Raw genomic sequence first — 24,024 nt, forward strand, 5'->3', positions numbered from 1 at the left:
CTTCTGCCAGGCATACGCATGACTTCCGCTCCCCGCACCCTGTACGACAAACTGTGGGACGCCCACGTGGTGGTTCCCGAATCCGACAGCGCGCCCGCCGTGCTGTACATCGACCTGCACCTGATCCACGAAGTGACCTCGCCGCAGGCGTTCACCGAGCTGCGCGAGCGCGGCCTGTCGCCGCGCCGCCCGGACCGCACCAAGGCGACGATGGACCACTCCACGCCGACCCTGCCGGCCGCCGCGGACGGCACGCTACCCTATGCCAGCGCCGCCTCCGAGGCACAGGTCGCCACGCTGGCACGCAACTGCGCCGAGCACGGCATCGAGCTGTTCGACATGGCCTCGGACAATCGCGGCATCGTCCACGTGATCGCGCCGGAACAGGGCTTCACCCAGCCGGGCATGACCATCGTCTGCGGCGACAGCCACACATCCACCCACGGGGCCTTCGGTTCGCTGGCGTTCGGCATCGGCACCAGCGAAGTCGGCCATGTGCTGGCCACGCAGTGCCTGCTTCAGCGCAAGGCGAAGACCTTTGCGATCACCGTCGATGGCCCGCTGGCGCCCGGCGTCGGCGCCAAGGACGTGGTGCTGCACATCATCGGCGTGATCGGCGTCAACGGCGGCACCGGCCACGTCATCGAGTTCCGTGGCAGCACCATCGAAGCGATGGACATGGAACAGCGCATGACCCTGTGCAACATGTCGATCGAGGCCGGTGCACGCGCCGGCATGGTCGCGCCCGACCAGGTCACCTTCGACTTCGTCGCCAACACCCCGCGCGGCCCAAAGGGCGCCGATTTCGAGGCTGCGGTGGCGCGCTGGCAGCAGCTGCGCAGTGATGACGGCGCGCGCTTCGACAGCGAAGTACGCATCGACGCCACCGACATCCGCCCGACCCTGACCTGGGGCACCCATCCGGGCACGGCCATCGCAGTGGACGCGCCGATTCCGGCGGCCAACGATGCCGCCGCACAGAAGGGCCTGGACTACATGCACTTCCAGGCGGGCAAGGCGCTGGCCGGTACGCCGGTGGACGTGGTGTTCGTCGGTTCGTGCACCAATGGCCGCCTGAGCGACATGCGCGAAGTCGCGCAGGTCCTGCGCGGCCGCCGCGTCGCTGACCGCGTGCGCATGCTGGTGGTGCCGGGCTCGGAGATCGTCAAGCGCGAGGCCGAGGCCGAGGGCATCCACGAGATCGTGCGCGCTGCCGGGGCCGAGTGGCGCGAGCCGGGCTGTTCGATGTGCATCGCCATGAACGGCGATCTGGTCGCGCCCGGCCAGCTGGCCGTGAGCACCAGCAACCGCAATTTCGAGGGCCGCCAAGGCCCCGGTTCGCGCACCCTGCTGGCTTCGCCGATGAGCGCGGCGTGGGCCGCGGTCAACGGGCACGTGGCCGATACCCGCGAACTGTTCGCACAGGAGGTGGCGTGATGGCCGGTTTCCGTACCCTGACCTCGGCCAGCGTGGTGCTGCGCCAGACCAACATCGACACCGACCAGATCATCCCGGCACGGTTCCTGTCCACCACCGAGCGTGCCGGCCTGGGCCGCAACGCGTTCAATGACTGGCGCTGGCAGGCTGATGGTTCGCCGGTGGCCGACTTCGCCTTCAACCAGCCGCACAACGCCGGCCGCAGCATCCTGCTGGCGGGCCGCAACTTCGGCTGCGGTTCCTCGCGCGAGCATGCGCCGTGGGCACTGACCGACCTGGGCCTGCGTGCCATCGTCAGCAGCGAGATCGCAGATATCTTCCGCGGCAACTCGCTGAAGAACGGCCTGCTGCCGATCGTGCTGGACGAGGCCGATGTGCAGGCGCTGATGCAGCGCCCGGACGATGAGCTGACCATCGACGTGGCTGCGCGCGAACTGCGCACGCCCGATGGCCGCGTCTATTCCTTCCCGCTGGATGGCTTCTCGCAGACCTGCCTGCTGGAAGGCGTCGACCAGTTGGGGTATCTGTTGGGCCGTGTCCCTGAAATCGAACGTTACGAGAGTGAGCATGCACGCTGAAATTGTTGTCCTGCCCGGTGATGGCATCGGCCCGGAAGTGGCCGCCGCCGCGGTTGCTGTACTGAAGTCCGTCGCTGGACGCTTCAACCACACCTTCACTTTCAGCGAGCACGATATCGGTGGCATCGCCATCGACCGCCATGGCGAGCCGCTGCCGGCGTCGACCCTGGCCGCCTGCCAGGCCGCCAATGCGGTACTGCTGGGCGCCGTCGGCGGCCCGAAGTGGTCCGACCCGAACGCCAAGGTGCGTCCGGAACAGGGCCTGCTGGCAATCCGCAAGGCACTGGGCCTGTATGCCAACCTGCGCCCGGTGCGTACCCATGAAGCCGCGCTGCACGCCTCGCCGATCAAGGCCGAGCTGCTGCAGGGCGTGGACTTCGTGGTGGTACGCGAACTGACCGGTGGCATCTACTTCGGCGACAAGACCCGCGACGCCGACAGCGCCAGCGACCTGTGCCGCTACACGGTGGCCGAGATCGAACGCGTGCTGCGCAGTGCCTTCCGCCTGGCCCAGCAGCGGCGTGGCAAGGTCACCTCGGTGGACAAGGCCAACGTGCTGGAGACCTCGCGCCTGTGGCGTGACGTGGCCGCTCGCATCGGCCGCGAGGAGTTCCCGGAGGTGGCGCTGGAGCACCAGCTGGTCGATTCGATGGCCATGCACCTGCTGGCCAAGCCGCGCGAGTACGACGTGATCGTCACCGAGAACATGTTCGGCGACATCCTCACCGACGAAGCCTCGATGCTGGCCGGCTCGCTCGGCCTACTGCCGTCGGCCTCGCTGGGTGAGCCGGGTGCGGTCGGCATCTACGAACCGATCCACGGTTCGGCCCCGGACATCGCCGGCAAGGGCATCGCCAATCCGTACGCGACGATCTTCAGCGCCGCGATGCTGCTGCGCCATTCGCTGGAGCTGGAAACGGAAGCCGCTGCGGTGGAAGCCGCCGTGCACGCCGTGCTGGACGACGGCGTGTTCACCGCCGATCTGGCCGCCAAGGGCCAGGCGGTGAGCACGGCAGCCGCCACCGACGCAGTGCTGGCCAAACTGCGCTGACCCATCGGGCAACACCTGTAGAGCCGAGCCATGCTCGGCTCATGCAACAGCAGTCGAGCATGGCTCGACTCTACAGGTAGCAGGCAGCCACGCCAGGCGTGGCTGCATTATTTGGTGGTGTACCCACCATTGACCAGGATGGTCTGCCCCGTCATCCACCAGCCATCGGTGACCAGGAAGCGGATCCACGGCACGATATCGGCGATGTCGGTCAGCCCGGTGCGGGTGAACGCCGAGAGCGCGGCCGCGGTCTTGTGGTACGCCTGCGCATCGGCACTCTCGGCCGGGTAGAAGAACGGCGTGTCCATCGGGCCGGGCCCGATCGCAGTCACCGAGATGCCGCGCTCACCGAACTCCTTCGACGCCGCGCGGGTGAAGTGCTCGACTGGCGCCTTGGTACCGGCGTAGCTGGAATAGAACGGCGTGTAGGCACCCAGCAATGAGGTGACCAGGGTGCAGATGCGACCACCGTCGTTGACGTGGCGGCCGGCTTCCTTGAGGAAGAAGAACGCCGCCTTGGCGTTGACCGCGCTCATCTCGTCGTACTCCGCTTCGCTGATGTCCAGCAGCGGTTTCTTCAATACCTTGCCGACCGTATTGATGGCGATGTCGGGACGGCCGACTGCGGCCACGGCATCGGCGAACAAGCGCTCCATCGCTGCCGCCGAGGTCAGGTCGCCCTGCAGGGCCACCGCCTTGCTGCCGGCGGCCTGCACTGCGGCTACAGTCGCTTCTGCATCGGCCTGGGTAGCGGCACTGTTGTAGTGGATGACGATGGCTTTGGCGCCCTGTGCGGCGAAGTCGCGGGCGATCAGGCCGCCCAGGTTCTTGGCGCCACCGGCGATCAGCACGGTCTTGCCCTTGAGGGAATGCTCGGTCATGGCTTCGGTCTCGGGAGGGGGCTACCCGGGGTGGCAACCCTGCCCTGACGACGATATCGTGCAGAAAAAGCGGATAAAGCCCGCCACATTGACTTAACTTTCCAGAGCCAGCGAACAATGGACCGGATCGATCGCTTCCGCATCTTCACCCGGGTCGTGGAGTGCGCCAGCTTCACCCGCGCCGCCGACCAGCTCGGCCTGCCCCGCTCGACCGTTTCGGCGGCGGTGGCCGAGCTCGAACAGAGGCTTGGCACCCGCCTGCTGCAGCGCTCGACCCGCCGGGTGTCCACCACCCATGATGGCGACGTGTTCCATGCCCGCTGCCTGCGCCTGATCGCCGAGGTCGAGGACGCCGAATCGCTGTTCCGTCAAGACGATGCGCAACCGGTCGGTCTGCTGAAGATCGACGTGCCCAGCCGCATCGGCCGCCGCATCATCGCACCGGCGCTGCCCGAATTCTTCGCGCAGTATCCGCAGGTGGAAGTGGACCTGGGCATGACCGACCGCGCGGTAAACCTGATCGAGGACGGTTGCGATGCGGTGCTGCGGGTCGGTCAACTGGGCGATTCCAGCTTGGTGGCGCGCACGCTGGGCCAGCTCGACTTCGTCAACGTCGCCGCGCCCGCTTACCTGCGCGAACACGGCATGCCGCAGCATCCTGCCGACCTGCCGCAGCACCGCGCTGTGAACTATGCGTCGCCGACCACGGCACGGGTGGAACCGTGGGAGTGGCAGGACGGCGGCCATCTGCGCACGCTGCCGATGCCCGGCTGGGTGCGGGTGAACAGCGCCGAGGCATCGATTGCGTGCTGTGTGGCGGGGTTGGGGTTGCTGCAGATTCCACGCTACGACGTGCAGGCCGAACTGCAATCCGGCGCGTTGGTGGAGGTGATGCCACAGCACGTGGCGCAGCCCTTGCCGGTGACGCTGTTGCAACCGCATCGGCAACACCGCGCGCAGCGTGTTCAGGTGTTCATCGAATGGCTGCTGCCGGTCTTGAGGGCCGGCCTGCAGCTGCAGTAGATCCACGCCATGCGTGGATGAATGCATCTGTGCCAACCAAGGTTGGCACCCACCTGGGAACGGACCAACCGGCATGGGTGGGGCCAGACCCTTTTCCCGGAGGAAAAGGGATCCGACCCCGGTCGGCGTTACGCCCCGGATTCATCGGGCTTCACCCGGAACCACGCCGCGTACAGCGCCGGCAGGAACACCAGCGTCAGCACCGTACCGACGATCAGGCCGCCCATGATCGAGATCGCCATCGAGCCGTAGAACGCGCTGCGCGACAGCGGAATCATCGCCAGCACCGCCGCCAGCGCGGTCAGCACGATCGGGCGGAATCGGCGCACCGTGGCATCGATGATCGAATGCCAGCGGTCATGCCCGGCATCGATGTCCTGCTGGATCTGGTCGATCAGGATCACCGAGTTGCGCATGATCATGCCGGCCAGTGCGATCGTGCCCAGCAGCGCGACGAAGCCGAACGGCGCCCGGAACAGCAGCAGGAACAGGGTCGCGCCGATGATGCCCAGCGGCGCGGTCACCAGCACCATCGCTGCACGCGAGAAGCTGCGCAGCTGCAGCATCAGCAGCGTGGCCACCACCACCAGGAACAGCGGCATGCCGGCCTTGATCGAGTTCTGGCCACGTGCCGAATCCTCCACGGTACCGCCGGTTTCCAGCAGGTAACCACTGGGCAGCTCGGCACGGATGCCATCCAGTGTGGGCAGGATCTGATGCACCACGTCCAGCGCCTGCATGCCATCACTGATGTCGGCGCGCACGGTCACCGTCGGCAACCGGTTGCGGTGCCAGATGATGCCGTCCTCGAAGCCGTACTCCATCGTCGCCACCTGCGACAGCGTGATGCTGCCACCGTTGGCGGTGGGCATCGACAGGCTGGACAGCAGCTCCAGCTGGTTGCGCTCATCGGCCGGCCCGCGCAGCAGCATCTCGATCTGGCGATTGCCTTCGCGATACACGCTCACCGACTGCCCGGCCAACGAACTGGACAGGAACTGGCTGACCTGGGCGCTGCTAACGCCCAGCGCGCGGGCGCGCTCCTGGTCGACCACCAGGCGCACCACCTTGCTCGGCTCGCTCCAGTCCAGGTTGACGTTCATCACGTGCGGGTTCTCCCGCACCTTGGCCTCGACCTGGCGCGCGATCGCCTGCACCTTCTCGATGTGCTCGCCGGAGATGCGCATCTGCACCGGATAGCCGACCGGCGGTCCGTTCTCCAGGCGGGTCACGCGCATCTGCACGTCCGGGAACTTCGGGATCACCTCGTGCAGCAGCCAGTCGCGGGTGCTCTCGCGCGCCTTGATGTCCTTGGCCAACACCACGAACTGGGCGAAGTTGGTCGCCGGCAGCTGCTGGTCCAGCGGCAGATAGAAGCGCGGCGAACCGGTGCCCACATAGGACACGTAGTTGGCAATGCCCTCGCGGCGGGACAGCAGCTTTTCCAGCTTCTCGGCCTGGGCCTGGGTCGAGCGCAGCGAGGCGCCCTCGGCCAGCTCGATGTCCACCATCAGCTCCGGCCGGGTCGAGTCCGGGAAGAACTGCTGGGGCACGAAGCGGAACATCATCAGCGAGAACACGAACAGGGCGATGGTCGCGGCGATCACCCACCAGCGATGGCGCAGGCAGGTATCGAGGAAGCGGCGGAAGCTGCGATAGAACGGGCGCTGGTACGGATCATGGTCGTGCCCATGCTGCGGCGGCGCAATCAGGTTGGCCAGCGCCGGGTAGCGGTCGGCCCACTGCTGGCGCTTGGCATGCCAGCGCGCGGACAGGCTGCCCGGCTTGGGCGGCTGCGGATTGAACAGGTCCGGCAGCATCTTGTCACCCAGGTAGGGAATGAACAGTACGGCCGCGATCCACGACACCACCAGCGCGATGGTCACCACCTGGAACAGCGAACGCGTATATTCACCGGTGCTCGATGCCGCCGTGGCGATCGGCAGGAAGCCGGCTGCGGTGATCAACGTACCGGTCAGCATCGGGAACGCAGTCGATTCCCAAGCGAAACTGGCCGCGCGCAGGCGGTCGTAGCCCTGCTCCATCTTGGTGGCCATCATCTCCACCGCGATGATCGCATCGTCCACCAGCAGGCCCAGCGCCAGCACCAGCGCGCCCAGCGAGATCTTGTGCAGGCCGATGTCGAAGTAGTGCATGACGAAGAAGGTCATCGCCAGCACCAGCGGAATGGTGACGCCCACCACCAGGCCGGTGCGCAGGCCCAGCGAGAAGAAGCTGACCAGCAGCACGATCACCACCGCCTCGGTCAGCACCTGCACGAACTCGCCGACCGACTCTTCCACCGATTGCGGCTGGTCGGACACCTTGCGCAGCTGCATGCCGGCCGGCAGGGTCTTCTGCAGCCGTTGGAACTCGGCATCAAGGTTGGCACCGAGCTTGAGGATGTCACCGCCATCCTTCATCGCCACCGCCAGGCCGATCGCCTCTTCGCCCATGAAGCGCATCTTCGGCGACGCCGGATCGGCGAAGCCGCGCTTGACCTCGGCGATGTCACCCAGGTGCACGGTGCGGTCGCCAGCACGGATCGGGAACTGGCGGATTGCTTCGATGTCGTTGAACTGGCCGGTCACGCGCAGCTGCACGCGATCGGTGGCGGTCTCGAAGAAGCTGGTGCCGGTGACCGCATTCTGGTCGGCCAGCGCCTGCTGTACCTGCTGCATCGACACACCCAGCGTGGCCAGGCGGGTGTTGGACAGCTCGATCCAGACCTTCTCGTCCTGCAGGCCGACCAGGTCGATCTTGCCGACATCGGGCACGCGCTGCAGTTCCAGCTGGATGCGGTCGGCGTAGTCGCGCATCACCGCGTAGTCGAAGCCCTTGCCGGTCAACGCATAGATGTTGCCGTAGGTGTCGCCGAACTCATCGTTGAAGAACGGACCGACGATCTCGCGCGGCAGCGTCGCACGGATGTCGCCCACGCGCTTGCGCACCTGGTACCACAGGTCCGGGATCTGCCTGGAACGCAGGCTGTCGCGGGCCATGAAGATGACCTGCGATTCGCCGGGGCGCGAATAGGAGCGGATGAACTCGTACTCGCCGGTGTTCATCAGCGCCTTCTCGATCGGCTCGGTCACCTGGCGCGAGACCTGCTCGGCGGTGGCGCCCGGCCACAGCGTGCGCACCACCATCGCCTTGAAGGTGAATGGTGGATCCTCGGACTGGCCCAGGTGCTTGTACGACCACGCGCCGATCAGCGCGAAGGCCAGCATCGCGAACAGCACCAGCGGGCGATTGGACAACGCCCACTCGGAAAGATTGAAGCGGCGCACCGGCTTACTCCCTGGCCTTGGCGGCAGCGGCCGGCGTGGCCGGCTTCAGCACCGGGCGGTTCTGCCGGTCCACGGCGATCACCGGCTGGCCCGCTCGCAGCAGGTGGCCACCGGCGGCAACCACCCAGTCACCCGCGTTCACGCCGGACAGCACCGGCACGGTCTCGCTGCCAAACGCACCGGTGGTGACCGAGGCGGCCTTCAGCGTGCTGTTGGCCGGATCGACCACCCACACGCTGGCGGCACCGTTGGCACCGCGCTGCAGCGCGCCCAGCGGCAGCTGCAGGGTACCGTGGCGACCGGCGCTGCTGTAGACGCGCGCGCTCTGGCCCAGTTCGACATCGGCCAGCGCATCGGCGGCCAGGCTGACGCGGGTGGCATAGGTGCGTGCCTGCGGATCGGCGGCGGCGGCGATCTCGCGGATCGTACCGGGCAGGCGCTGGCCCGGGCGGTTCCACAGTTCCACCTCGACCGGCTGGCCGACCGCGTAGTCGCGGATGGTGGCTTCAGGCAGGTCGATCAGCACTTCGCGGCCGCCATCGGCGGCCAGGTTGAAGATGGTCTGGCCGGCGGACACCACCTGCCCGGCTTCGGCCTCGCGGCTGGCGATCACGCCATCGGCCGGCGCGCGCAGCTGCGCGTAGTCAGCCTGGTTGCGCAGCACATCGAGGTTGGCGCGGGCCGCATTGGCCTGGCCCTGCGCGGCCTTGAACGCCGCGGACTGCTGGTCCAGCTGCGAGCGGCTGACCAGTTGCTGGTCGGCCAGCACCTGGTAGCGCTTGAGGTCATCGCGGGCACGCACCAGGTCGGCCTCGGCCGCAGCCAGCTGCGCCTGTGAGGCACGGGCCTGCAGCGCGAAGTCAGCCACGTCCAGTTCGGCCAGCACGTCGCCCTTCTTCACCCGCTGGCCGGCATCGACGTGGCGCTTGACCAGGTTGCCTCCGACGCGGAACGACAGCGGGCTTTCCTGGCGGGCACGCACCGTGCCCGGGAATGCCGCCGGCGCCTGTCCGGCCTGTTCGCCGGGGTGAACCACCAGTACCGGCACGGCCGCCTGCGGCGCCTGTTCCTGTCCCGAACAGGCTGCCAGCGCAGCCACCCACACCATACCGCCCATCCAGCGCACGATCTTCATCGGTCAACGTCCTGAAAACGCAGGGTTGCAACAAGGGGGAGCCGCGACTGCCGGCCCAATTTAATAAACCGGCCGGTATAGTATAAATATCGAACCGCTTGGTCTAGTATTGTTGCGATGAGTTCTTCCACTTCCCGCAAGCCGTCGGCCAAGCCTGCTGCCAAGGCCGCCGGACCCGGGCGCCCCAAGGATCTGGGCAAGCGCGCGGCGATCCTTGAAGCAGCCAAGGTACTGTTCATCGAACAGGGGTATACCGGCGTGAGCATGGACACCATCGCCGCCCAGGCCGGCGTCTCGAAGCTGACCGTGTACAGCCACTTCGGCGACAAGGAGACCCTGTTCTCCGAGGCCGTGCAGTCAAAGTGCATTGAAATGCTGCCCGATGCCCTGTTCGTGGCCGACACGGACGGCCCGCTGCGCGACCAGCTGATCGGCATCGGTCTGGCCTTCTTCGAACTGATCACCTCCGACGCGGCGATCTCGATCCAGCGCATGATGATGGCGCCGGAGACCGACGAACGCCTGCGCGAGCTGTTCTGGAAGGCAGGACCGGAACGTACCTGCGAGGCCCTGGCTGACTTCCTGCGGGCACGCGCCGAGCGCGGCGAGCTGGAAATCACCGACTATTCGCTGGCTGGCGAGCAGTTCCTGACCCTGGTCAAGGGCGAAGTGCACATGCATATGATGTGCGGCATGCCACTGTCACCGGTGGAATGCGACCCTCTTGCCCACGTGACCGCCAGCATCGACTTCTTCCTGCGCGCCTACGCGCCGCGAGGGGCCGGAACAGCTGAATAACCAAAACTGAACGAACCGGAGGTCGCGATGACTTCCGGCACTGCGACCCCGGCCCCCGGCAGCTGATGCTCTGGGCGCGCCGCCGGCCTCCGGCACCGGTAAAATGGCCGGCCCACTGCGCTGGATTTGAACCTCATGACGATTGATTACGCCCACGCCCGCGAACTGATGGTGGAACAGCAGATCCGTCCCTGGGACGTGCTGGACATCAAGGTGCTCGACGTCCTGGCCCGCCTGCCGCGCGAGGCTTTTGTCGCCGATGCACACCGGGCACTGGCCTACGCCGATGTCGAACTGCCGATCGGCCACGGCCAGAAGATGATGAAGCCGGTCATCGAGGGCCGTACCCTGCAGGCGCTGGACCTGCAGCCGGGTGACGAAGTGCTGGAAATCGGCACCGGCAGCGGCTTCCTGGCCGCCTGCATCGGCGCGCTGGCGCGCGATGTGCTGAGCCTGGAAATCGACCCGGAGCTGGCCGCCGCCGCGCGTGCCCGCCTGGACGCTTCCGGCCTGGGCAGCAACGTCCGCGTGGAAGTGGCCGATGCCCTGTCCTGGCAGACCGAACGCCGCTTTGACGTGATCTGTGTCACTGGTGCGGTCGACGTGGTGCCGTCACAGTTCGCCTCGTGGCTGCGTCCGGGTGGCCGCCTGTTCGTGATCCACGGCCGCTCGCCGGCGATGGAGGCCCTGCTGGTCAAGGCCGACGGCAGCTCCGAGTCCCTGTTCGAGACCGATATCGATTACCTGCGTGGTGCCGCCCCGGCCCCCCAGTTCCACCTCTGAGTCCAAGGAAGCCGCAATGATCCGCCGATCCCTCGCTGTTGCGCTGGCCACTGCCCTGCTGCCGTTGTCCGCCCATGCCGCCGACCTGCTGCAGGTCTACGAAATGGCCCGCAACGGCGATCCGCAGCTGTCGGCCGCCGAATCGACCCGGCTGTACGACAAGGAAGGCGCCGTGCAGGCGCGTGCCGCCCTGCTGCCGCAGATCAACGGCCAGGCCGCGCTGAACCGCACGCGCAGCGAGCCGAACGCCGACGCCAACTCCGGCTCGTTCACCAACAAGCGCCGCACCTACACGATCGACGGCAGCCAGACGCTGTTCAACTGGACACAGATCAACAACCTGCGCTCGCAGCGTGAGCTGAGCAAGGCGGCGGACTTCACCCTCGAATCGGCCAACGACAACCTGATCGTGCGCACCTCGGCGGCCTACTTCAACGTGCTGGTGGCGATCGAATCGCTGAACGCCGCGCAGACCAACGAAGCGGCCGCGAAGAAGCAGTTCGACTTCGCCGACAAGCGCCTGGAAGTGGGCCTGGCGCCGATCACCGACGTGCACGAAGCCCGCGCCCAGTACGACCAGGCGCGTGCCAACACCATCATTGCGCAGAACACCCTGGCCGATAACTACCAGGCCCTGACCGAACTGACCGGCCAGCCGGTGACCAACCTGCGTGGCCTGCCGGCGGACTTCCGCCCGGAAGTGCCGGCCAACCGCGGCAACATCGATGAGCTGGTGCAGCAGGCCACCACCCAGAATCCGGCGCTGAAGGCGCAGGAGCTGAAGGTCAGTGCGGCCGAAGCTGGCGTGCAGGCTGCCCGCGGTGGCCATTACCCGACCCTGTCGCTGGGCGGCAGCTGGGGCAAGAGCGCGACCTGGGGCGACAGCACCGGCGCCGGCTCCTTGTCGCCGGACGCACGCACCAACAGCATCGGCCTGACCCTGAGCGTGCCGATCTTCTCCGGTGGTGCCACCCAGTCCGGCGTGCGCCAGGCGCTGGCCCAGCGTGACATCGCCCAGGACGGCTACGAGCAGCAGAAGCGTGCCCTGGACCGCAATACCCGCAATGCCTACCAGACCCTGGTGCAGGGCATCAGCGAAGTGGAAGCCCGCCGCTTGGCGGTGGTCTCGGCGCAGAGCGCGTACGACGCTTCGCAGGTCGGCCTGGAGGTCGGCACCCGTACCGTGCTGGATGTGATCCAGAACCAGCGCATCCTGTTCTCGGCGCAGCTGGACTACGCCCAGGCCCGTTACACCTTCCTGCAGAACCGCCTGCTGCTGAGCCAGTCGCTGGGTGCACTGGACGTGGCCGAGCTGCAGGACGTGAACCGCCTGCTGACCCAGGACGCGGGCAATCCGGCAACGACGACGCACTGAGCCGTCGCCTGCCGGCAACGAAAAGCCACCCGCGAGGGTGGCTTTTTTGTGGGCGGCGCGTACGGCCCGACCCACGCATGGCGCGTGGCCGGCCGTCAGCCCGGCCACGCGCCTGCCCGTTCCACTGCGGTCAGCACGCACAGCGCCGTGGCCAGGGGCGCAAGCACCATTGCAGCACCCGGCATCGGCGCACGGACACGCAGTGCCGCCGGACACAAGGCTGCCATCACCAGCAGGGTTGCTGGACCCGGCAGCACCGGCAATGCGCCGGCCGGCGCTCCCAAGGCCAGCAGCGCCGCCGTCAGCACCACGGTGACCGGTATCAGCCGCGTCCGCAACCCGGGCGCTTCATCACCGGCCACAGGCCGGAGCTGCGCTGCCAGGTGTGCGGCCAGCGACAACAGCACCAGCAGCAGTGCTGCCAGCCCGGCCATGCCCGCCAGCGGCAGCAACGGCAGCAGCCACTGCAACTGCGGATGGCCCTGCAATGCCACCGACAACGGCCGCGTACTGTCCAATACCGGGAACTCGACCAGGCCGGCCTGCAACGCGGCCAGCATGATCAGCAGCAGCATCGCCAGCAGCAGCGCGGCCGCCAGCAGCCAGGGTGATCGCGTGCGCGCCTGCCGGCCACGTCCGGGAAATCCCAGTGCCAGCCCCACACTGGCAAACACCCCCAGCAAGGGCACGCTTGCCGCCAGCACCCCGCCGGGGCCGAATCGATAGGGCGCGGTGGCGTCCGGCAGCCACGGAATCCAGTTGGCGTAGTGCACGTGGCGAACCGCCAGCGCCAACAGCAACAGCCCAACACCGATCTTCACCGTCAACAACACGCAGACCGTCAACGCGATGCGACGCGGGGGCAGCAGCACGAACGCACCCAGCACCAGCAGACTGGTGACGGCCATCACCGGATCCGGCAGCGCGCTGCCGGTTTCAATACCGCGACTGGCAAACACGGCACGCGCGTGGCTGGCCGTGGACTGCGCCACGCCGGCGCTGGTCATCACCAGTTCCAGCAGCAGTGCAGTACCCAGCAGCCGCGCGGCTGCCGTGCCCCAAGCGGCCCGCAGCAGGCCGTGCAGGCCATCGGCTGCGGGCTGCTGCTGGTTCAGCACGTGCAGGCAATACAGCATCGGCGCCGTGCCCAGTGCGGCCAGCAGCAGACTCAGTACGATGGCCGGACCCGCCTGGGCGGCGGTGTACTGGCCAACCAGGGCGATCACGCTGCCACCCAGCAGCAGGGTCAACGCCACCATCGCGAAGTGATCCATTCCCAGCAGCGCGTGCCGGCCACGGCGGTTATCGCTGTCCATCGCAAGCCCTCTTGAATCCGCACAAGCGCGGTCGACAGGAGGCTGGCAGCGTGCGCCAAGTGGCGGTATCAGAATCCGTACTGTGCGCACCGCGATGTGACCACAAACACGTTCGCAGCCACGCATCCGGTCCTGCTGCGACAGGAATCCGGCTGCTAAGCAGAATTGATGCAGTCGATCACGTCAGTCGGTCCGCGTAGCATCCGCCCTGGCGGTGTTGCTGCCCGGCTCAGCTGCGCGGCGGCGGCAGGTGTGGCGCGACCAGCGCCAGCGTGCGCTGCAGGGCACCGCGGCCGTTGCTGACCAGCGTGCAACCGGCACGGGCCATGTCCTCGCGCGCCTGGGCGTCGCCCAGCAGGTGCTGCAGCAGGTCACCTACCGCCTGCACGTCCTCGCCGATCAGCAAGGCACCGGCCTCACGCATGCGGCGGGATATCTCGGCGAAGTTGTGCAGGTGGGGGCCGGTCACAGCCGCAGTACCCATTGCCGCCGGTTCCAGCAGGTTGTGGCCACCGATCGGCTGCAGGCTGCCGCCGACGAAGGCAACCTGCGCGCAGGCATAGAACGGCATCAGCTCGCCCAGGGTGTCGATGACGAATACATCCGTGCCGGCCTCGGGCCATTGCTTCGCACGGCGGGTCGCCACGCTCCAGCCCTGCTCGCGCGCCAGCGCCTCCACCTTCGGGAAGCGCTCGGGGTGCCGCGGTGCCCACAGCAACAACAGGTCGGGGTGCTGCTGGCGCAGGCGCCGATGCAGGTCGATCACCGCCTGCTCCTCACCATCGTGGGTACTGGCCGCGATCCACACCGGGCGCCCGGCGGGCACGCAGGCATGGAACTGCTCGACGAAGCCCTGCACATCCGGCGTGGCGATATCGAACTTGAGGTTGCCCAGCGCCTGCACCTGTTCCCGCGCAGCCCCCAGCTGCACGAAGCGCTCGGCGTCGTCCTGCGACTGCGCGGCCACGCAGGTAACCGTACGCAGCGCACGGCGGATCAGCGCCGCCAGCACCCGGTAACCGCGCAGCGAACGCGCTGACAGGCGGGCGTTGAGGATGTAGACCGGAATGCGGCGGTCGCGGCAGCCGAACAGCATGTTCGGCCACAGCTCGGTTTCCAGGATCAGCGCCAGGCTGGGCTGGAAGTGGCCGAGGAAGCGGTTGACGCTGCCCGGTACGTCGTACGGCAGGTAGACGTGGTCCAGCGCATCGCCCCACAGCGCGCGCACGCGCTCCGAACCGGTCGGGGTGATGGTGGTGATGACCCAGCGGATGTCCGGACGCTGCTGGCGCAGGGCATTGACCAGCGGCGCGGCGGCATTGACCTCGCCCACCGAGACCGCGTGCAGCCAGACCCGCGGCTGGCCGGTCGGCTGCGGATACGAGGCATAGCGCTCATCCCAGCGCCGGAAGTATTCACGGACCCGGAAACCGCGCCAGACCAGGTGGTACACGGTGATCGGCAGCAGGATGTAGAGCACGGCCGAATACAGGCCGCGCAGGATCCATTCGACAGGGTCTTTACGCATGCGGCAAGGATACGGGAGCCCCCCGGGAAAGACACGCAGCCGGGTTGGTAGAATGGCGCCATGTCCGATGCCACCACCGCCATCCGCCCGTCGCTGCGCGATCCCCGCAACTGGCCGATGTTCACCGCCATGCTCGGCGCCTTCGCCATCGCCCGCCTGCCGTGGATGCTGCAGCGTGCGCTCGGCCGTGGCGTCGGCTGGATCAGCTGGCGCCTGCTCGGCAGCCGCCGTCGCGCCGCCGAGGTCAACCTGAAGTTGTGCTTCCCGGAAAAGGACGAAGCCTGGCGCCAGCGCCTGGTGCGCGACAGCTTCGACGCACTGGGTGTGGGCGTGTTCGAGTGCATCCGCGCGTGGTGGGGCAGCATCGACCGCATCCGCCCACAGGTGCAGATCGAAGGCCTGGAACATCTGCGGCGGATGCAGGCCGAAGGCCGCGGCGTACTGCTGGTGTCCGGCCACTTCATGACCCTGGAGATGTGCGGCCGCCTGCTGTGCGACTACGTCGATCTTTCAGGCATGTACCGCAAGCACAAGAACCCGGTGTACGAGTGGGCGGTGAAGTTCGGCCGCCTGCGCTATGCCAGGGCGATGTTCGCCAACGAGGACATCCGCGCGACCGTGCGCCACCTGAAGAAGGGCGGCTTTCTCTGGTATGCGCCGGACCAGGACATGCGTGGCAAGGACACCGTGTTCGTCCCGTTCTTCGGCCATACCGCGTCCACTATTACGGCCACCCACCAGCTGGCGCGCATGACCGGCTGCGCGGTGATTCCGTACTTCCACCGCCGCGAGGGCGGAAAGTACTTCCTGAAGATCGGCGCGCCGCTGGAGAACTTTCCCAGCGAGGATGTGGAAGCCGATACCACGCGGGTCAACCAGGCCATCGAAGCGATGGTGCGCGAGGCACCCGACCAGTACCTGTGGATCCACCGCCGTTTCAAGCGCCAGCCGGGCGGGCGGAGCGATTTTTACAAGTAGATCCACGCCATGCGTGGATGCTCTTCGATTCCGTTCCGTGATTCACAACGGCCAGCGGCACCAGGCGTACGGGTATTCCCCCACCACGCACGCCAGGCCCGCACGGACTGGATTGGCCAGGATGTACATTGCCTTCTCGTGAAGCGATTCGTCGGTCCGCACGGCATGGTCGTGATAGCCGTGCTGCCACAGCGCGCCCTGCCGCTCCAGCCGTCGGTTCAGCAACCTGCTGCTGCGTGACTTCAGAAGGGGCATGCACTCGGCCAGGGTTCCACTGCGCAGTTCCATCAACCAGTGCAGATGGTCAGGCATCACCACCCAGGCGAGACTGTGGCTGAAGCCCCTACGCTCGACGAAGCGCAGGGTGTCGATCAGGATCGCCATGTTCGCCGCATCGGCGAATAACGGTTCACGGCCAAGGGTTGCCGTGGACAATGAGTACACGTTGCCGGTTCGGGAATACCGACCGTAGCGGAGTCTGGGGCTGGCCATGGCCCAGCGTGCGATACACACGAAGGCACAGGTAGTGGAGGTTGGCGTGCATTTGCGTCGGGAAAGCCCCATCCACGCATGGCGTGGATCTACTATGGCGACATGCGCCCAATGATCGTCCCATGCACGCCATGGCGTGGATCCACCGCGGCGACGTTCGTTCGGTACGTGCAGTAGAGCCACGCCATGCGTGGATGGACGATCACAGCAGCGGTGGCGCGTCGTCCGATTCCCGCGCCAGCAGGCTGCCGGCGAACAAGGCAGCGAGCAGCACGGTCAGGCCGCCCCAGAACGCGGAATAGAACGCCAGATGCGTGTTGAGCGGGAACACGGTGACCGCCAGCGCCAGCATCGCAGGGCGGGCCCGGTCACGCGCGGCCGTCGGTGCATAGCGCCAGGCCCGCCAGGCCTGGGCCACGGCTGCCAGCCACAGCAGCAGGCCGATCACCCCGGTTTCTGCCAGGATTTCCAGCACGATCTGATGCGCGTGCAGGGCGGGAGCATCCCCCCATACCGCCAGCCCCTCTTCGGCCACGCAGGCGGGATAGGCATCGCGGAAACCGCGTGCGCCGACGCCGTTGAACGGGTGTTCTTCGATCATGCAGACGGCGGCTTCCCAGATACGCGCGCGCCCCGACAGTGCCTCGTCGACACCGCGTTCGCTTCCATCCCACGCCATCGCGGTACGCGCAAGGCGTTCGCGCAGCTGCGGCACGCCTGCGGTGAGCACGCCGGCGCCCAGCACGCCGAGCAGCGCCAGCAGCAGCATCCGCTTCATACCGAACTGGCGCACGCCGCTGTAGGCCAGCACCAACGCGAAGGTGATCCACGACGCGCGCGAGCCGGCCAGCAGCAGCACGCAGCCCAGCGCCGCCGCGGCCAGTACCCAACCCGGATTGCCAAAGCGACGCGCCAGCGGCAACAACAGGAACGGTGAGAGACTGGCCAGGACCTGGCCGAACTTCAGGTTGCACGGCCCGAGTGCCCCACTGAGGCGATCGACCACGGCTGCCTCAGTGGCCGGGCACAACGCGTGACCACTCACCGCAAGCTTCAGCTGCTCAAGCGACCAGAACCACGGGCTGGTTCCGGCCAGCGCCTGCACCAGCGCATCCAGCGTCCATGCGCCGGTGATCAGCGCCAGGCCGCCGAAGGTCAGCCGCCTGCGTTCCGGCGTGGCCACCGCGATCGCCACCAGCCACATGAAGGGCAGGTAGCGCAGGCCGGCAGCCGCCTTCGTCCACGACGCTGCCGGATCGATTGCATCAAATGCCGAGAACGCCTGCGGCAGCCAATAGCCGAGGAACAGGATGGAGGTCAGCGCCCACGCTGCCGTGCTCAACAGATGCGGGCGGCGCTGCAGGCGGCGCATGACCATGCGCGCGGCGGCGTAGACCGCGCCAAGGCCCAGCACGGTCTCCGCGATGCCCGGCAATGGCCACAGTGCTACGTACGTCAGCACCCACCACGGCGCCCAGCGCCCGGCGCGGTCGTCGCGCACGGTGACGGCGGAGTCAGCCAGCGAGGTCGGCATAGAGGCGGAGGGTATCGCGCTGCATGGCCTGCAGCGTAAACGGGATGCGGGTCGGCAAGAACGGCGGCTGCGCCAGCAGGGCCAGCGCACGTTCACCCAACGCGCGTGCATCGCCCAGCGGCACCGCGCCAGCGGGCTGCAGCTGCCGAAGCAGTTCGCCGACGCCACCATGATCCCAGCCCAGCACCGGACGGCCGACCGACAGCGCCTCGACCACGGTGCGGCCAAACGCTTCCGGTTTGTCCGACAGCTGCAGCACCAGATCGCTGGCCGCATAGGCCTGGGCGATGCGCGCGGTCGGCGTGCTGATCTGCACGGCGTCGGTCACGCCCAAGGCAGTGGCCTGCCGGCGCAGGTCGGCCACGTAGGCTTCGCGGCCCGGTTCATCGGTGCCCAGCATCCACAGCTGTGCCGGCACACCAGCTGCACGTACATCGGCGAGCAATTGCAGCGCATGGGCATGTCCCTTCAGCCGGGTGCCCCGCCCCGGCAGCAGCAGCAGCGGGCCCCCGACCTGCGCCAGCCACGGGTAGTCGGCTGCCAGCGCCAGTCGTGGCCGGCGGTCGGCGCGGGCCACGCGCGGAAACTGTGTGACGTCGACGCCGCGCGGAATCACCTGCAGCTTCGCTTCGGGTACCGTCGGATAGTGCCGCTGCACGTAGTCGCGCACGGTGTTGGACACGCAGATCACGCGTTCACCGCTGGTCATCACCGCGCTGTAGCGACTGGGCGAATTCAACCCGTGCACGGTGGTTACCCAGTGCGGGCGCTGGGCGGCGGGCATGGCACGGATCGCGTACAGGCCCAGCCATGCCGGCAGCCGCGAACGGGCGTGCACGATGTCCGCGCCGACTTCAGCGAACAGGCGGCGCAGGGTCGGCAGGTGGCGCAGCGTCAGCAGCGATTTGCGGCCGATGTCGAGGGTGAGGTGCTCGGCACCGCTATCGAGCAGGGGCTGCACCAGGCGGCCACCGGCGGAGACCACCAGCGCACGATGGCCGGCAGCGACCAGGGCCGCAGCGATTTCCAGGGTCGAGCGCTCGACACCGCCGGAGTGCAGCGCCGGCAGCAACTGCACCACGGTCAATCGGCGCATCGAAAAGGCCGCCGTTTAGTCGGCCAGCACGAACACGGAACCGCAGTACGGGCACTGCGCTTCGCCATTGGGCTCGTCCTCGATCGGCAGGTATACGCGCGGATGCGAGTTCCACAGCGCCATTTCCGGGGTCGGGCAGCTCAGCGGCAGATCGCTGCGGTGCACGGTGTAGCGCTTCTCGGCGTTGGCGGGCGCAGTGGCGGTATGGCTCATGGCGGATGTCGATGAACGGGTTGCGAGGCCTGTGATTCTAGCATCCGGGCCGCCCCGACATTGCGCAACAACAGGTCTTTGCCCGCCGCAGGGCGTCTCCTCGCGCGGTTGCGCGGCAGATCCAAGGCCTCGCACTGGCGGAAATCCTTCAATCGATCCAGCGGGTTCACGCCGGAAACCCGCCGACTGCGAAATTTGCCGCATTTGGATCGAACTAAATGGCACTTGTCAGGCTGCTGCCGCTGTTGCAGGATCGGGCCAGGCCGTGAATCGGCCCACCCCAATCCGACCCGATCGCATGGCCCGCCCCCACCGGACCGGCATCGCCTCTTCCACTGCCCTCCCGGCGGGCGGAGCGATGCTGTCCGTGGTGTCCGCCGATGCGGGTTCTGCCTGCCGCCTGCCTCTCGGGAGACCCTTGCATGACCCTGTCTGATCCACGCCGCGCCCTGCTTCCGCTCGCTCTGGCCCTGGCCTGCGTGACCACTGCGATGCCGGCGCTGGCGCAGGGGCTGCAGACCTCGTTCGAACCGGGCGAACCTGTCCCGGCGCAGGCCACCGGTGCGCTTCAGGTCACGATCGGCAATGGACCGGCCGCGCCCTACGCCGCCAAGCGCAACGCCGGCTACAGCGGCCTGCATGCGCTGCGCTACAGCAGCCAAGGCGGCAGCGCGCGGCGCAAACTGTTCAAGGCCGACCTGCCCATCGAGGCCGATACCACGCTGTCGTGGCTGGTGCTGCCGGAAATCGTCGGCAAGGACACCGTCGCCTCGACCTATGTATCGCTGGACCTGCTGCTGGACGATGGCAGCCGCGTTTCGGCTGGCACGGCACGCGACCAGCATGGCGTGGCCCTTGGCGCCCATGCGCAGGGCGAGTCGAAGACGCTGTACCCGCAGCAGTGGGCGCGCAAGGCGGTGCGACTGGGCGACGTGCCCGCGCTGAAAGGCCGCCGCGTGGTGGCGATCGAGCTGGAGGTGGCCAGTGCCGAAGGTGCGCCGGTCTCCGGCTGGATCGACGACGTATGCCTGGATGCGCAGCCGCGCCAGCAGCCGCAGCGCGTCTCGGACTGGGTGCTGACCACACGCGGCACCCAGGCCAACGGAACGTTCTCGCGCGGCAACAACCTCCCGGCCACGGCGGTGCCGCACGGGTTCAACTTCTGGACCCCGGTGACCGATGCCGGCGCGCTGAACTGGCTGTACCGCTGGAACGAACAGAACGATGCGCAGAACCGACCGCAGCTGCAGGCGCTGGCACTGAGCCACCAGCCCAGCCCGTGGATGGGCGACCGCCAGACCTTCCAGGTGATGCCTTCGGCCAGCCGTGGCGCGCCGGACGCCGACCGCCGCAAACGCGCGCTGTCGTTCGACCGCCGCCACGAAAGCGCCCGCCCGTACCGTTACGACGTGCGCTTTGACAATGGCATCGCTGCCGCCATCGCGCCGACCGATCATGCCGCACTGTTCCGATTCGACTTCCCCGAGGGCGGCGACGCCAACCTGCTGTTCGACAATGTCGATGCGCGCGGTGGCCTGACCCTGGACGCCGCCACGCAGACGCTGTCCGGCTACACCGATACGCGCAGCGGCCTGTCCAACGGTGCCAGCCGCATGTACGTGGTGGCCAGCTTCGACAAGCCGTGGCGCAGCAGCGGCCGCCTCGACACCGGCCGCCCGACCGGCTACATCAAGTTCGACGCCGGCAGCGACCGGCGGGTGACGATGCGCATCGCCACCTCGCTGATCTCGGTCGAGCAGGCGCGGCACAACCTGGCACTGGAAATCAGCGCTGCCGATACGCTGGAGAGCGTGGCCAGCCGTGCGCAGGATGCATGGGACGCGCGCCTGGCCCGTTTCGACATCGGCAACGCCAGCGACGACCAGAAGACCACGCTGTACTCCAGCCTGTACCGGCTGTACCTGTACCCCAACTCCGGCCATGAAAACGTGGGCAGCGCGGCCCTACCCGACTGGCGCTACGCCAACCAGGCCAGCGCCAGCGATGACAACACCGATGGCAGCGCGACCCGCAGCTATGCGGCCGTGCGCGACGGCAAGGTCTTCGTCAACAACGGCTTCTGGGATACCTTCCGCACCACCTGGCCGGCCTATGCGCTGTTTACGCCCGACGATGCCGGCCAGCTGGTGCAAGGCTTCATCGAGCAGTACCGCGCCGGTGGCTGGATCGCGCGCTGGTCGTCGCCGGGCTACGCCGACCTGATGGTCGGCACCAGCTCGGACGTGGCCTTCGCCGATGCCTGGCTGAAGGGCATCGGCGGCTTCGATCCGGCCGAGGCCTACGCCGCCGCGCTGAAGAACGCGACCGTGGTCCCGCCCGACCGTCATGTCGGCCGCAAGGGCATGGACCGTTCGACCTTCCGTGGCTACGCCAGCGCGGACGTGCACGAAGGCATGTCATGGACGATGGAAGGCGCGCTCAATGACTTCGGCATCGCCAACATGGCCGATGCACTGGCCAAGCGCGCCACCACGCCGGCTGCACGCGAGCGCTACAGCACCGAGGCCGAGTACTTCCGCTATCGCGCCGCCAGCTACGCGACCATGTTCGACCCGGCCGCCGGCTTCTTCCAGGGCCGCAAGGCCGATGGCCGCTGGCGCGTGGACGCCAAGGATTACGACCCGCGCGTATGGGGCCACGACTACACCGAATCCAATGGCTGGACCTTCGCCTTCACCGCCGCCCACGATGGCGAAGGCCTGGCCGCGCTGTACGGTGGCCGCGACAAGCTGGCGGCGAAGCTGGATGCCTTCTTCGCCACGCCGGAAACCGCCGACCCGGCACTGGCCGGCTCCTATGGCGGCACCATCCACGAGATGACCGAAGCGCGCGACGTGCGCATGGGCATGTACGCGCACAGCAACCAGCCGGCGCACCACATCCCGTGGATGTACCTGTACGCCGGGCAGCCGTGGAAGACCCAGCAGCATGTGCGCGAGATCCTGTCGCGGCTGTATGTGGGCAGTGAGATCGGCCAGGGCTATCCCGGTGACGAGGACAACGGCGAGACCTCGGCGTGGTACGTGCTGGCATCGCTGGGCCTGTACCCGCTGCGCATGGGCGCACCGGAGTACGTGATCGGCTCGCCGGCCTTCGAACATGCGCGCGTGGAACTGCAGGGTGGTGCCGTGCTGACCGTGAACGCGGCCAACAACTCGCGTGAGAACGTCTACGTGCAGTCGCTGACGATCAACGGTAAACCGTGGACGAAGACCTGGGTGCCGCACGAGCTGATCGCCAAGGGCGCGACCCTCGACTTCGTGATGGGCCCCCGTCCCTCGCGCTGGGGCAGTGGCGTGGATGATGTGCCGCGCTCGTTGACCTCACGCGGCCAGCGCCCGCAGCTGCTGCACGACCTGCTCGGCAGCGGCGCGAAGGCGACGTTGGCCGATGGCCGCGCCCTGCCCGCGCTGGTCGATGACGATGCCGGCACGACGGTGGGCCTGGGCGGCGGTGCAACCATCGCGCTGACCGGCCTGGCTGAGGGCACCCCGACGATGTACACGCTGACCAGCGGTGACAGCCGTATCCAGGGCGGTGAGTGGACACTGGAGGCGCGCAACGGCAGCGGCAGCTGGGCCGTGCTCGACCAGCGCAGCGGCGAAGACTTCGAATCCGCCCGCCAGACCCGTCCATTCCGCATTGCAAAACCCGGTCGCTACAGCGAATACCGCCTGCGCCTGGCGGCACCGGGACGACTGCCGCTGGCGGAGATCGAACTGCTGGCGGCCGGCACCGTACAATGAGCGGCATGCGCTTCCGTTTTCTGCCCTTGGCCCTTGTTGCCCTGTCCTTCTCCAGTTTCGGCCAGACCCAGGCGTTCGATACGCAGCTGACCCGCGACGGCGTGACGCTGAACTACCAGGACGCCCGTGGCGCCCTGGCCGCGCCGCAGCGCAAGCGGGTGATCGATACGTTCTTCTTCGCCTACCTGCGCGAACGTGCGGACTTCCACCCGGCCGCGCCGGCGATGGTGCGCATCGTGATCGACCCGGCCTACACCGGCATCGCCTTCGTCGGTGACAAGGACCAGGCCGCAACGATCACCATCAACCCGGGTTGGCTTGCGCAGCACCCCAACGACATCGACCTGGTCACCCATGAGGCCATGCACATCGTGCAGGGCTATCCGGGCTATGGCGACGCACGGGTGCCGGGTTGGCTGGTGGAGGGCATCGCCGACTACGCACGCGACCGCTACGGCATGGACAATGCCGCTGCGGGCTGGGCACTGCCGGGCAAGGTCGAGAAGGGGCAGAACTTCGACAGCGGCTACCGGGTCACCGGTGCGTTTCTGAAATGGGCCGACGCCGAACATCCGGGCCTGGTGCTGGTACTGGACAAGGCCCTGCGCGACGGCCGCTATGCACCGGCGCTGTGGCAGAAGCACACCGGCAAGGCACTGCCTGCGCTGTGGACGCAGTATGCCAAGCCGCGTTCGGATGCACCGCCGTCGGCACCAGCGCGCCGGGGCAAGCGGCGCTGAGCCCCAACG

At 67.7% G+C, this 24,024-nt stretch carries 19 protein-coding genes; 10 read left to right on the forward strand and 9 right to left on the reverse strand.

The annotated features are described in order from the left end of the window. Positions 1–18: 18 nt before the first annotated feature. From leuC to leuB, 3 genes are read left to right on the forward strand one after another with little or no spacing between them, the layout of a single operon-like run. Positions 19–1,437: a 3-isopropylmalate dehydratase large subunit gene (leuC, locus tag G370_RS0119240; RefSeq protein ID WP_019662045.1), complete on the forward strand. Its 1,419-nt coding sequence runs from the start codon at positions 19–21 to the stop codon at positions 1,435–1,437. After that, positions 1,437–2,015: a 3-isopropylmalate dehydratase small subunit gene (leuD, locus tag G370_RS0119245; protein ID WP_005410953.1), complete on the forward strand. Its 579-nt coding sequence runs from the start codon at positions 1,437–1,439 to the stop codon at positions 2,013–2,015. The genes leuC and leuD overlap by 1 nt, the downstream gene beginning before the upstream one ends. After that, on the forward strand, positions 2,005–3,066 hold the full coding sequence (leuB, locus tag G370_RS0119250; RefSeq protein WP_019662046.1) for a 3-isopropylmalate dehydrogenase: 1,062 nt from the start codon (positions 2,005–2,007) through the stop codon (positions 3,064–3,066). The genes leuD and leuB overlap by 11 nt, the downstream gene beginning before the upstream one ends. A 107-nt stretch (positions 3,067–3,173) precedes the next feature. Here leuB and G370_RS0119255 read toward each other — a convergent pair whose 3' ends face one another. Beyond that, positions 3,174–3,947, reverse strand: a complete 774-nt coding sequence (locus G370_RS0119255) for an SDR family oxidoreductase (protein WP_019662047.1) — start codon at positions 3,945–3,947, stop codon at positions 3,174–3,176. A 117-nt stretch (positions 3,948–4,064) separates the two neighbouring features. On the opposite strand from G370_RS0119255, the gene G370_RS0119260 reads away from it, so the two are divergent. Next, positions 4,065–4,970 carry a LysR family transcriptional regulator gene (locus G370_RS0119260; RefSeq protein WP_019662048.1) on the forward strand — a complete coding sequence of 302 codons (906 nt, stop codon included), beginning with the start codon at positions 4,065–4,067 and terminating at the stop codon, positions 4,968–4,970. 128 nt (positions 4,971–5,098) lie between these two features. Here G370_RS0119260 and G370_RS0119265 read toward each other — a convergent pair whose 3' ends face one another. Beyond that, complete coding sequence (locus G370_RS0119265; protein ID WP_019662049.1) at positions 5,099–8,260, reverse strand: efflux RND transporter permease subunit; 3,162 nt, start codon at positions 8,258–8,260, stop codon at positions 5,099–5,101. A gap of 4 nt (positions 8,261–8,264) precedes the next feature. Next, positions 8,265–9,395 carry an efflux RND transporter periplasmic adaptor subunit gene (locus G370_RS0119270; protein WP_019662050.1) on the reverse strand — a complete coding sequence of 377 codons (1,131 nt, stop codon included), beginning with the start codon at positions 9,393–9,395 and terminating at the stop codon, positions 8,265–8,267. A gap of 117 nt (positions 9,396–9,512) precedes the next feature. Here G370_RS0119270 and G370_RS0119275 point away from each other — a divergent pair, with 117 nt between their 5' ends. The 3 genes from G370_RS0119275 (at position 9,513) to G370_RS0119285 (ending at position 12,351) form a co-directional block, all read left to right on the forward strand. Beyond that, positions 9,513–10,193 (forward strand): TetR/AcrR family transcriptional regulator, encoded by a 681-nt coding sequence (locus tag G370_RS0119275; RefSeq protein WP_019662051.1) that lies wholly within the window; start codon positions 9,513–9,515, stop codon positions 10,191–10,193. 135 nt (positions 10,194–10,328) lie between these two features. Next, positions 10,329–10,976 carry a protein-L-isoaspartate O-methyltransferase family protein gene (locus tag G370_RS0119280; protein ID WP_019662052.1) on the forward strand — a complete coding sequence of 216 codons (648 nt, stop codon included), beginning with the start codon at positions 10,329–10,331 and terminating at the stop codon, positions 10,974–10,976. A gap of 16 nt (positions 10,977–10,992) precedes the next feature. Further along, positions 10,993–12,351, forward strand: coding sequence for a TolC family outer membrane protein (locus G370_RS0119285; RefSeq protein ID WP_005419128.1), 1,359 nt, complete (start codon positions 10,993–10,995; stop codon positions 12,349–12,351). Positions 12,352–12,446: 95 nt separating this feature from the next. Here G370_RS0119285 and G370_RS0119290 read toward each other — a convergent pair whose 3' ends face one another. Both G370_RS0119290 and waaA read right to left on the reverse strand, forming a co-directional pair. Continuing rightward, positions 12,447–13,667: an APC family permease gene (locus tag G370_RS0119290; RefSeq protein WP_019662053.1), complete on the reverse strand. Its 1,221-nt coding sequence runs from the start codon at positions 13,665–13,667 to the stop codon at positions 12,447–12,449. 229 nt (positions 13,668–13,896) lie between these two features. Then, positions 13,897–15,195, reverse strand: coding sequence for a lipid IV(A) 3-deoxy-D-manno-octulosonic acid transferase (gene waaA / locus G370_RS0119295; RefSeq protein WP_019662054.1), 1,299 nt, complete (start codon positions 15,193–15,195; stop codon positions 13,897–13,899). Between the two features lie 60 nt (positions 15,196–15,255). On the opposite strand from waaA, the gene G370_RS0119300 reads away from it, so the two are divergent. After that, positions 15,256–16,173 carry an LpxL/LpxP family Kdo(2)-lipid IV(A) lauroyl/palmitoleoyl acyltransferase gene (locus G370_RS0119300; protein ID WP_019662055.1) on the forward strand — a complete coding sequence of 306 codons (918 nt, stop codon included), beginning with the start codon at positions 15,256–15,258 and terminating at the stop codon, positions 16,171–16,173. A gap of 42 nt (positions 16,174–16,215) precedes the next feature. Here G370_RS0119300 and G370_RS0119305 read toward each other — a convergent pair whose 3' ends face one another. The 4 genes from G370_RS0119305 to G370_RS0119320 all read right to left on the reverse strand — a co-directional run bounded on the left by G370_RS0119305 (position 16,216) and on the right by G370_RS0119320 (position 19,508). Next, positions 16,216–16,665, reverse strand: coding sequence for an REP-associated tyrosine transposase (locus tag G370_RS0119305; RefSeq protein ID WP_019662056.1), 450 nt, complete (start codon positions 16,663–16,665; stop codon positions 16,216–16,218). 202 nt (positions 16,666–16,867) lie between these two features. Continuing rightward, positions 16,868–18,199 carry an O-antigen ligase family protein gene (locus tag G370_RS0119310; RefSeq protein WP_019662057.1) on the reverse strand — a complete coding sequence of 444 codons (1,332 nt, stop codon included), beginning with the start codon at positions 18,197–18,199 and terminating at the stop codon, positions 16,868–16,870. Further along, the gene (locus tag G370_RS0119315; protein ID WP_019662058.1) at positions 18,180–19,295 is read right to left on the reverse strand and encodes a glycosyltransferase; all 1,116 of its coding nucleotides are present in this window, start codon (positions 19,293–19,295) and stop codon (positions 18,180–18,182) included. The genes G370_RS0119310 and G370_RS0119315 overlap by 20 nt, the downstream gene beginning before the upstream one ends. Positions 19,296–19,310: 15 nt before the next feature. After that, positions 19,311–19,508 carry a zinc-finger domain-containing protein gene (locus G370_RS0119320; protein ID WP_005410967.1) on the reverse strand — a complete coding sequence of 66 codons (198 nt, stop codon included), beginning with the start codon at positions 19,506–19,508 and terminating at the stop codon, positions 19,311–19,313. Positions 19,509–19,930: 422 nt separating this feature from the next. Here G370_RS0119320 and G370_RS0119325 point away from each other — a divergent pair, with 422 nt between their 5' ends. After that, entirely contained in the window at positions 19,931–23,275 is a 3,345-nt protein-coding gene (locus tag G370_RS0119325) for a GH92 family glycosyl hydrolase (protein ID WP_019662059.1), read from the forward strand. After that, positions 23,272–24,015 carry a basic secretory protein-like protein gene (locus G370_RS0119330; RefSeq protein ID WP_019662060.1) on the forward strand — a complete coding sequence of 248 codons (744 nt, stop codon included), beginning with the start codon at positions 23,272–23,274 and terminating at the stop codon, positions 24,013–24,015. The genes G370_RS0119325 and G370_RS0119330 overlap by 4 nt, the downstream gene beginning before the upstream one ends. Positions 24,016–24,024 lie beyond the last annotated feature (9 nt).

Origin of the sequence: Stenotrophomonas hibiscicola ATCC 19867, assembly GCF_000382065.1 — a bacterium.
GTDB classification, from domain to species: domain Bacteria; phylum Pseudomonadota; class Gammaproteobacteria; order Xanthomonadales; family Xanthomonadaceae; genus Stenotrophomonas; species Stenotrophomonas hibiscicola.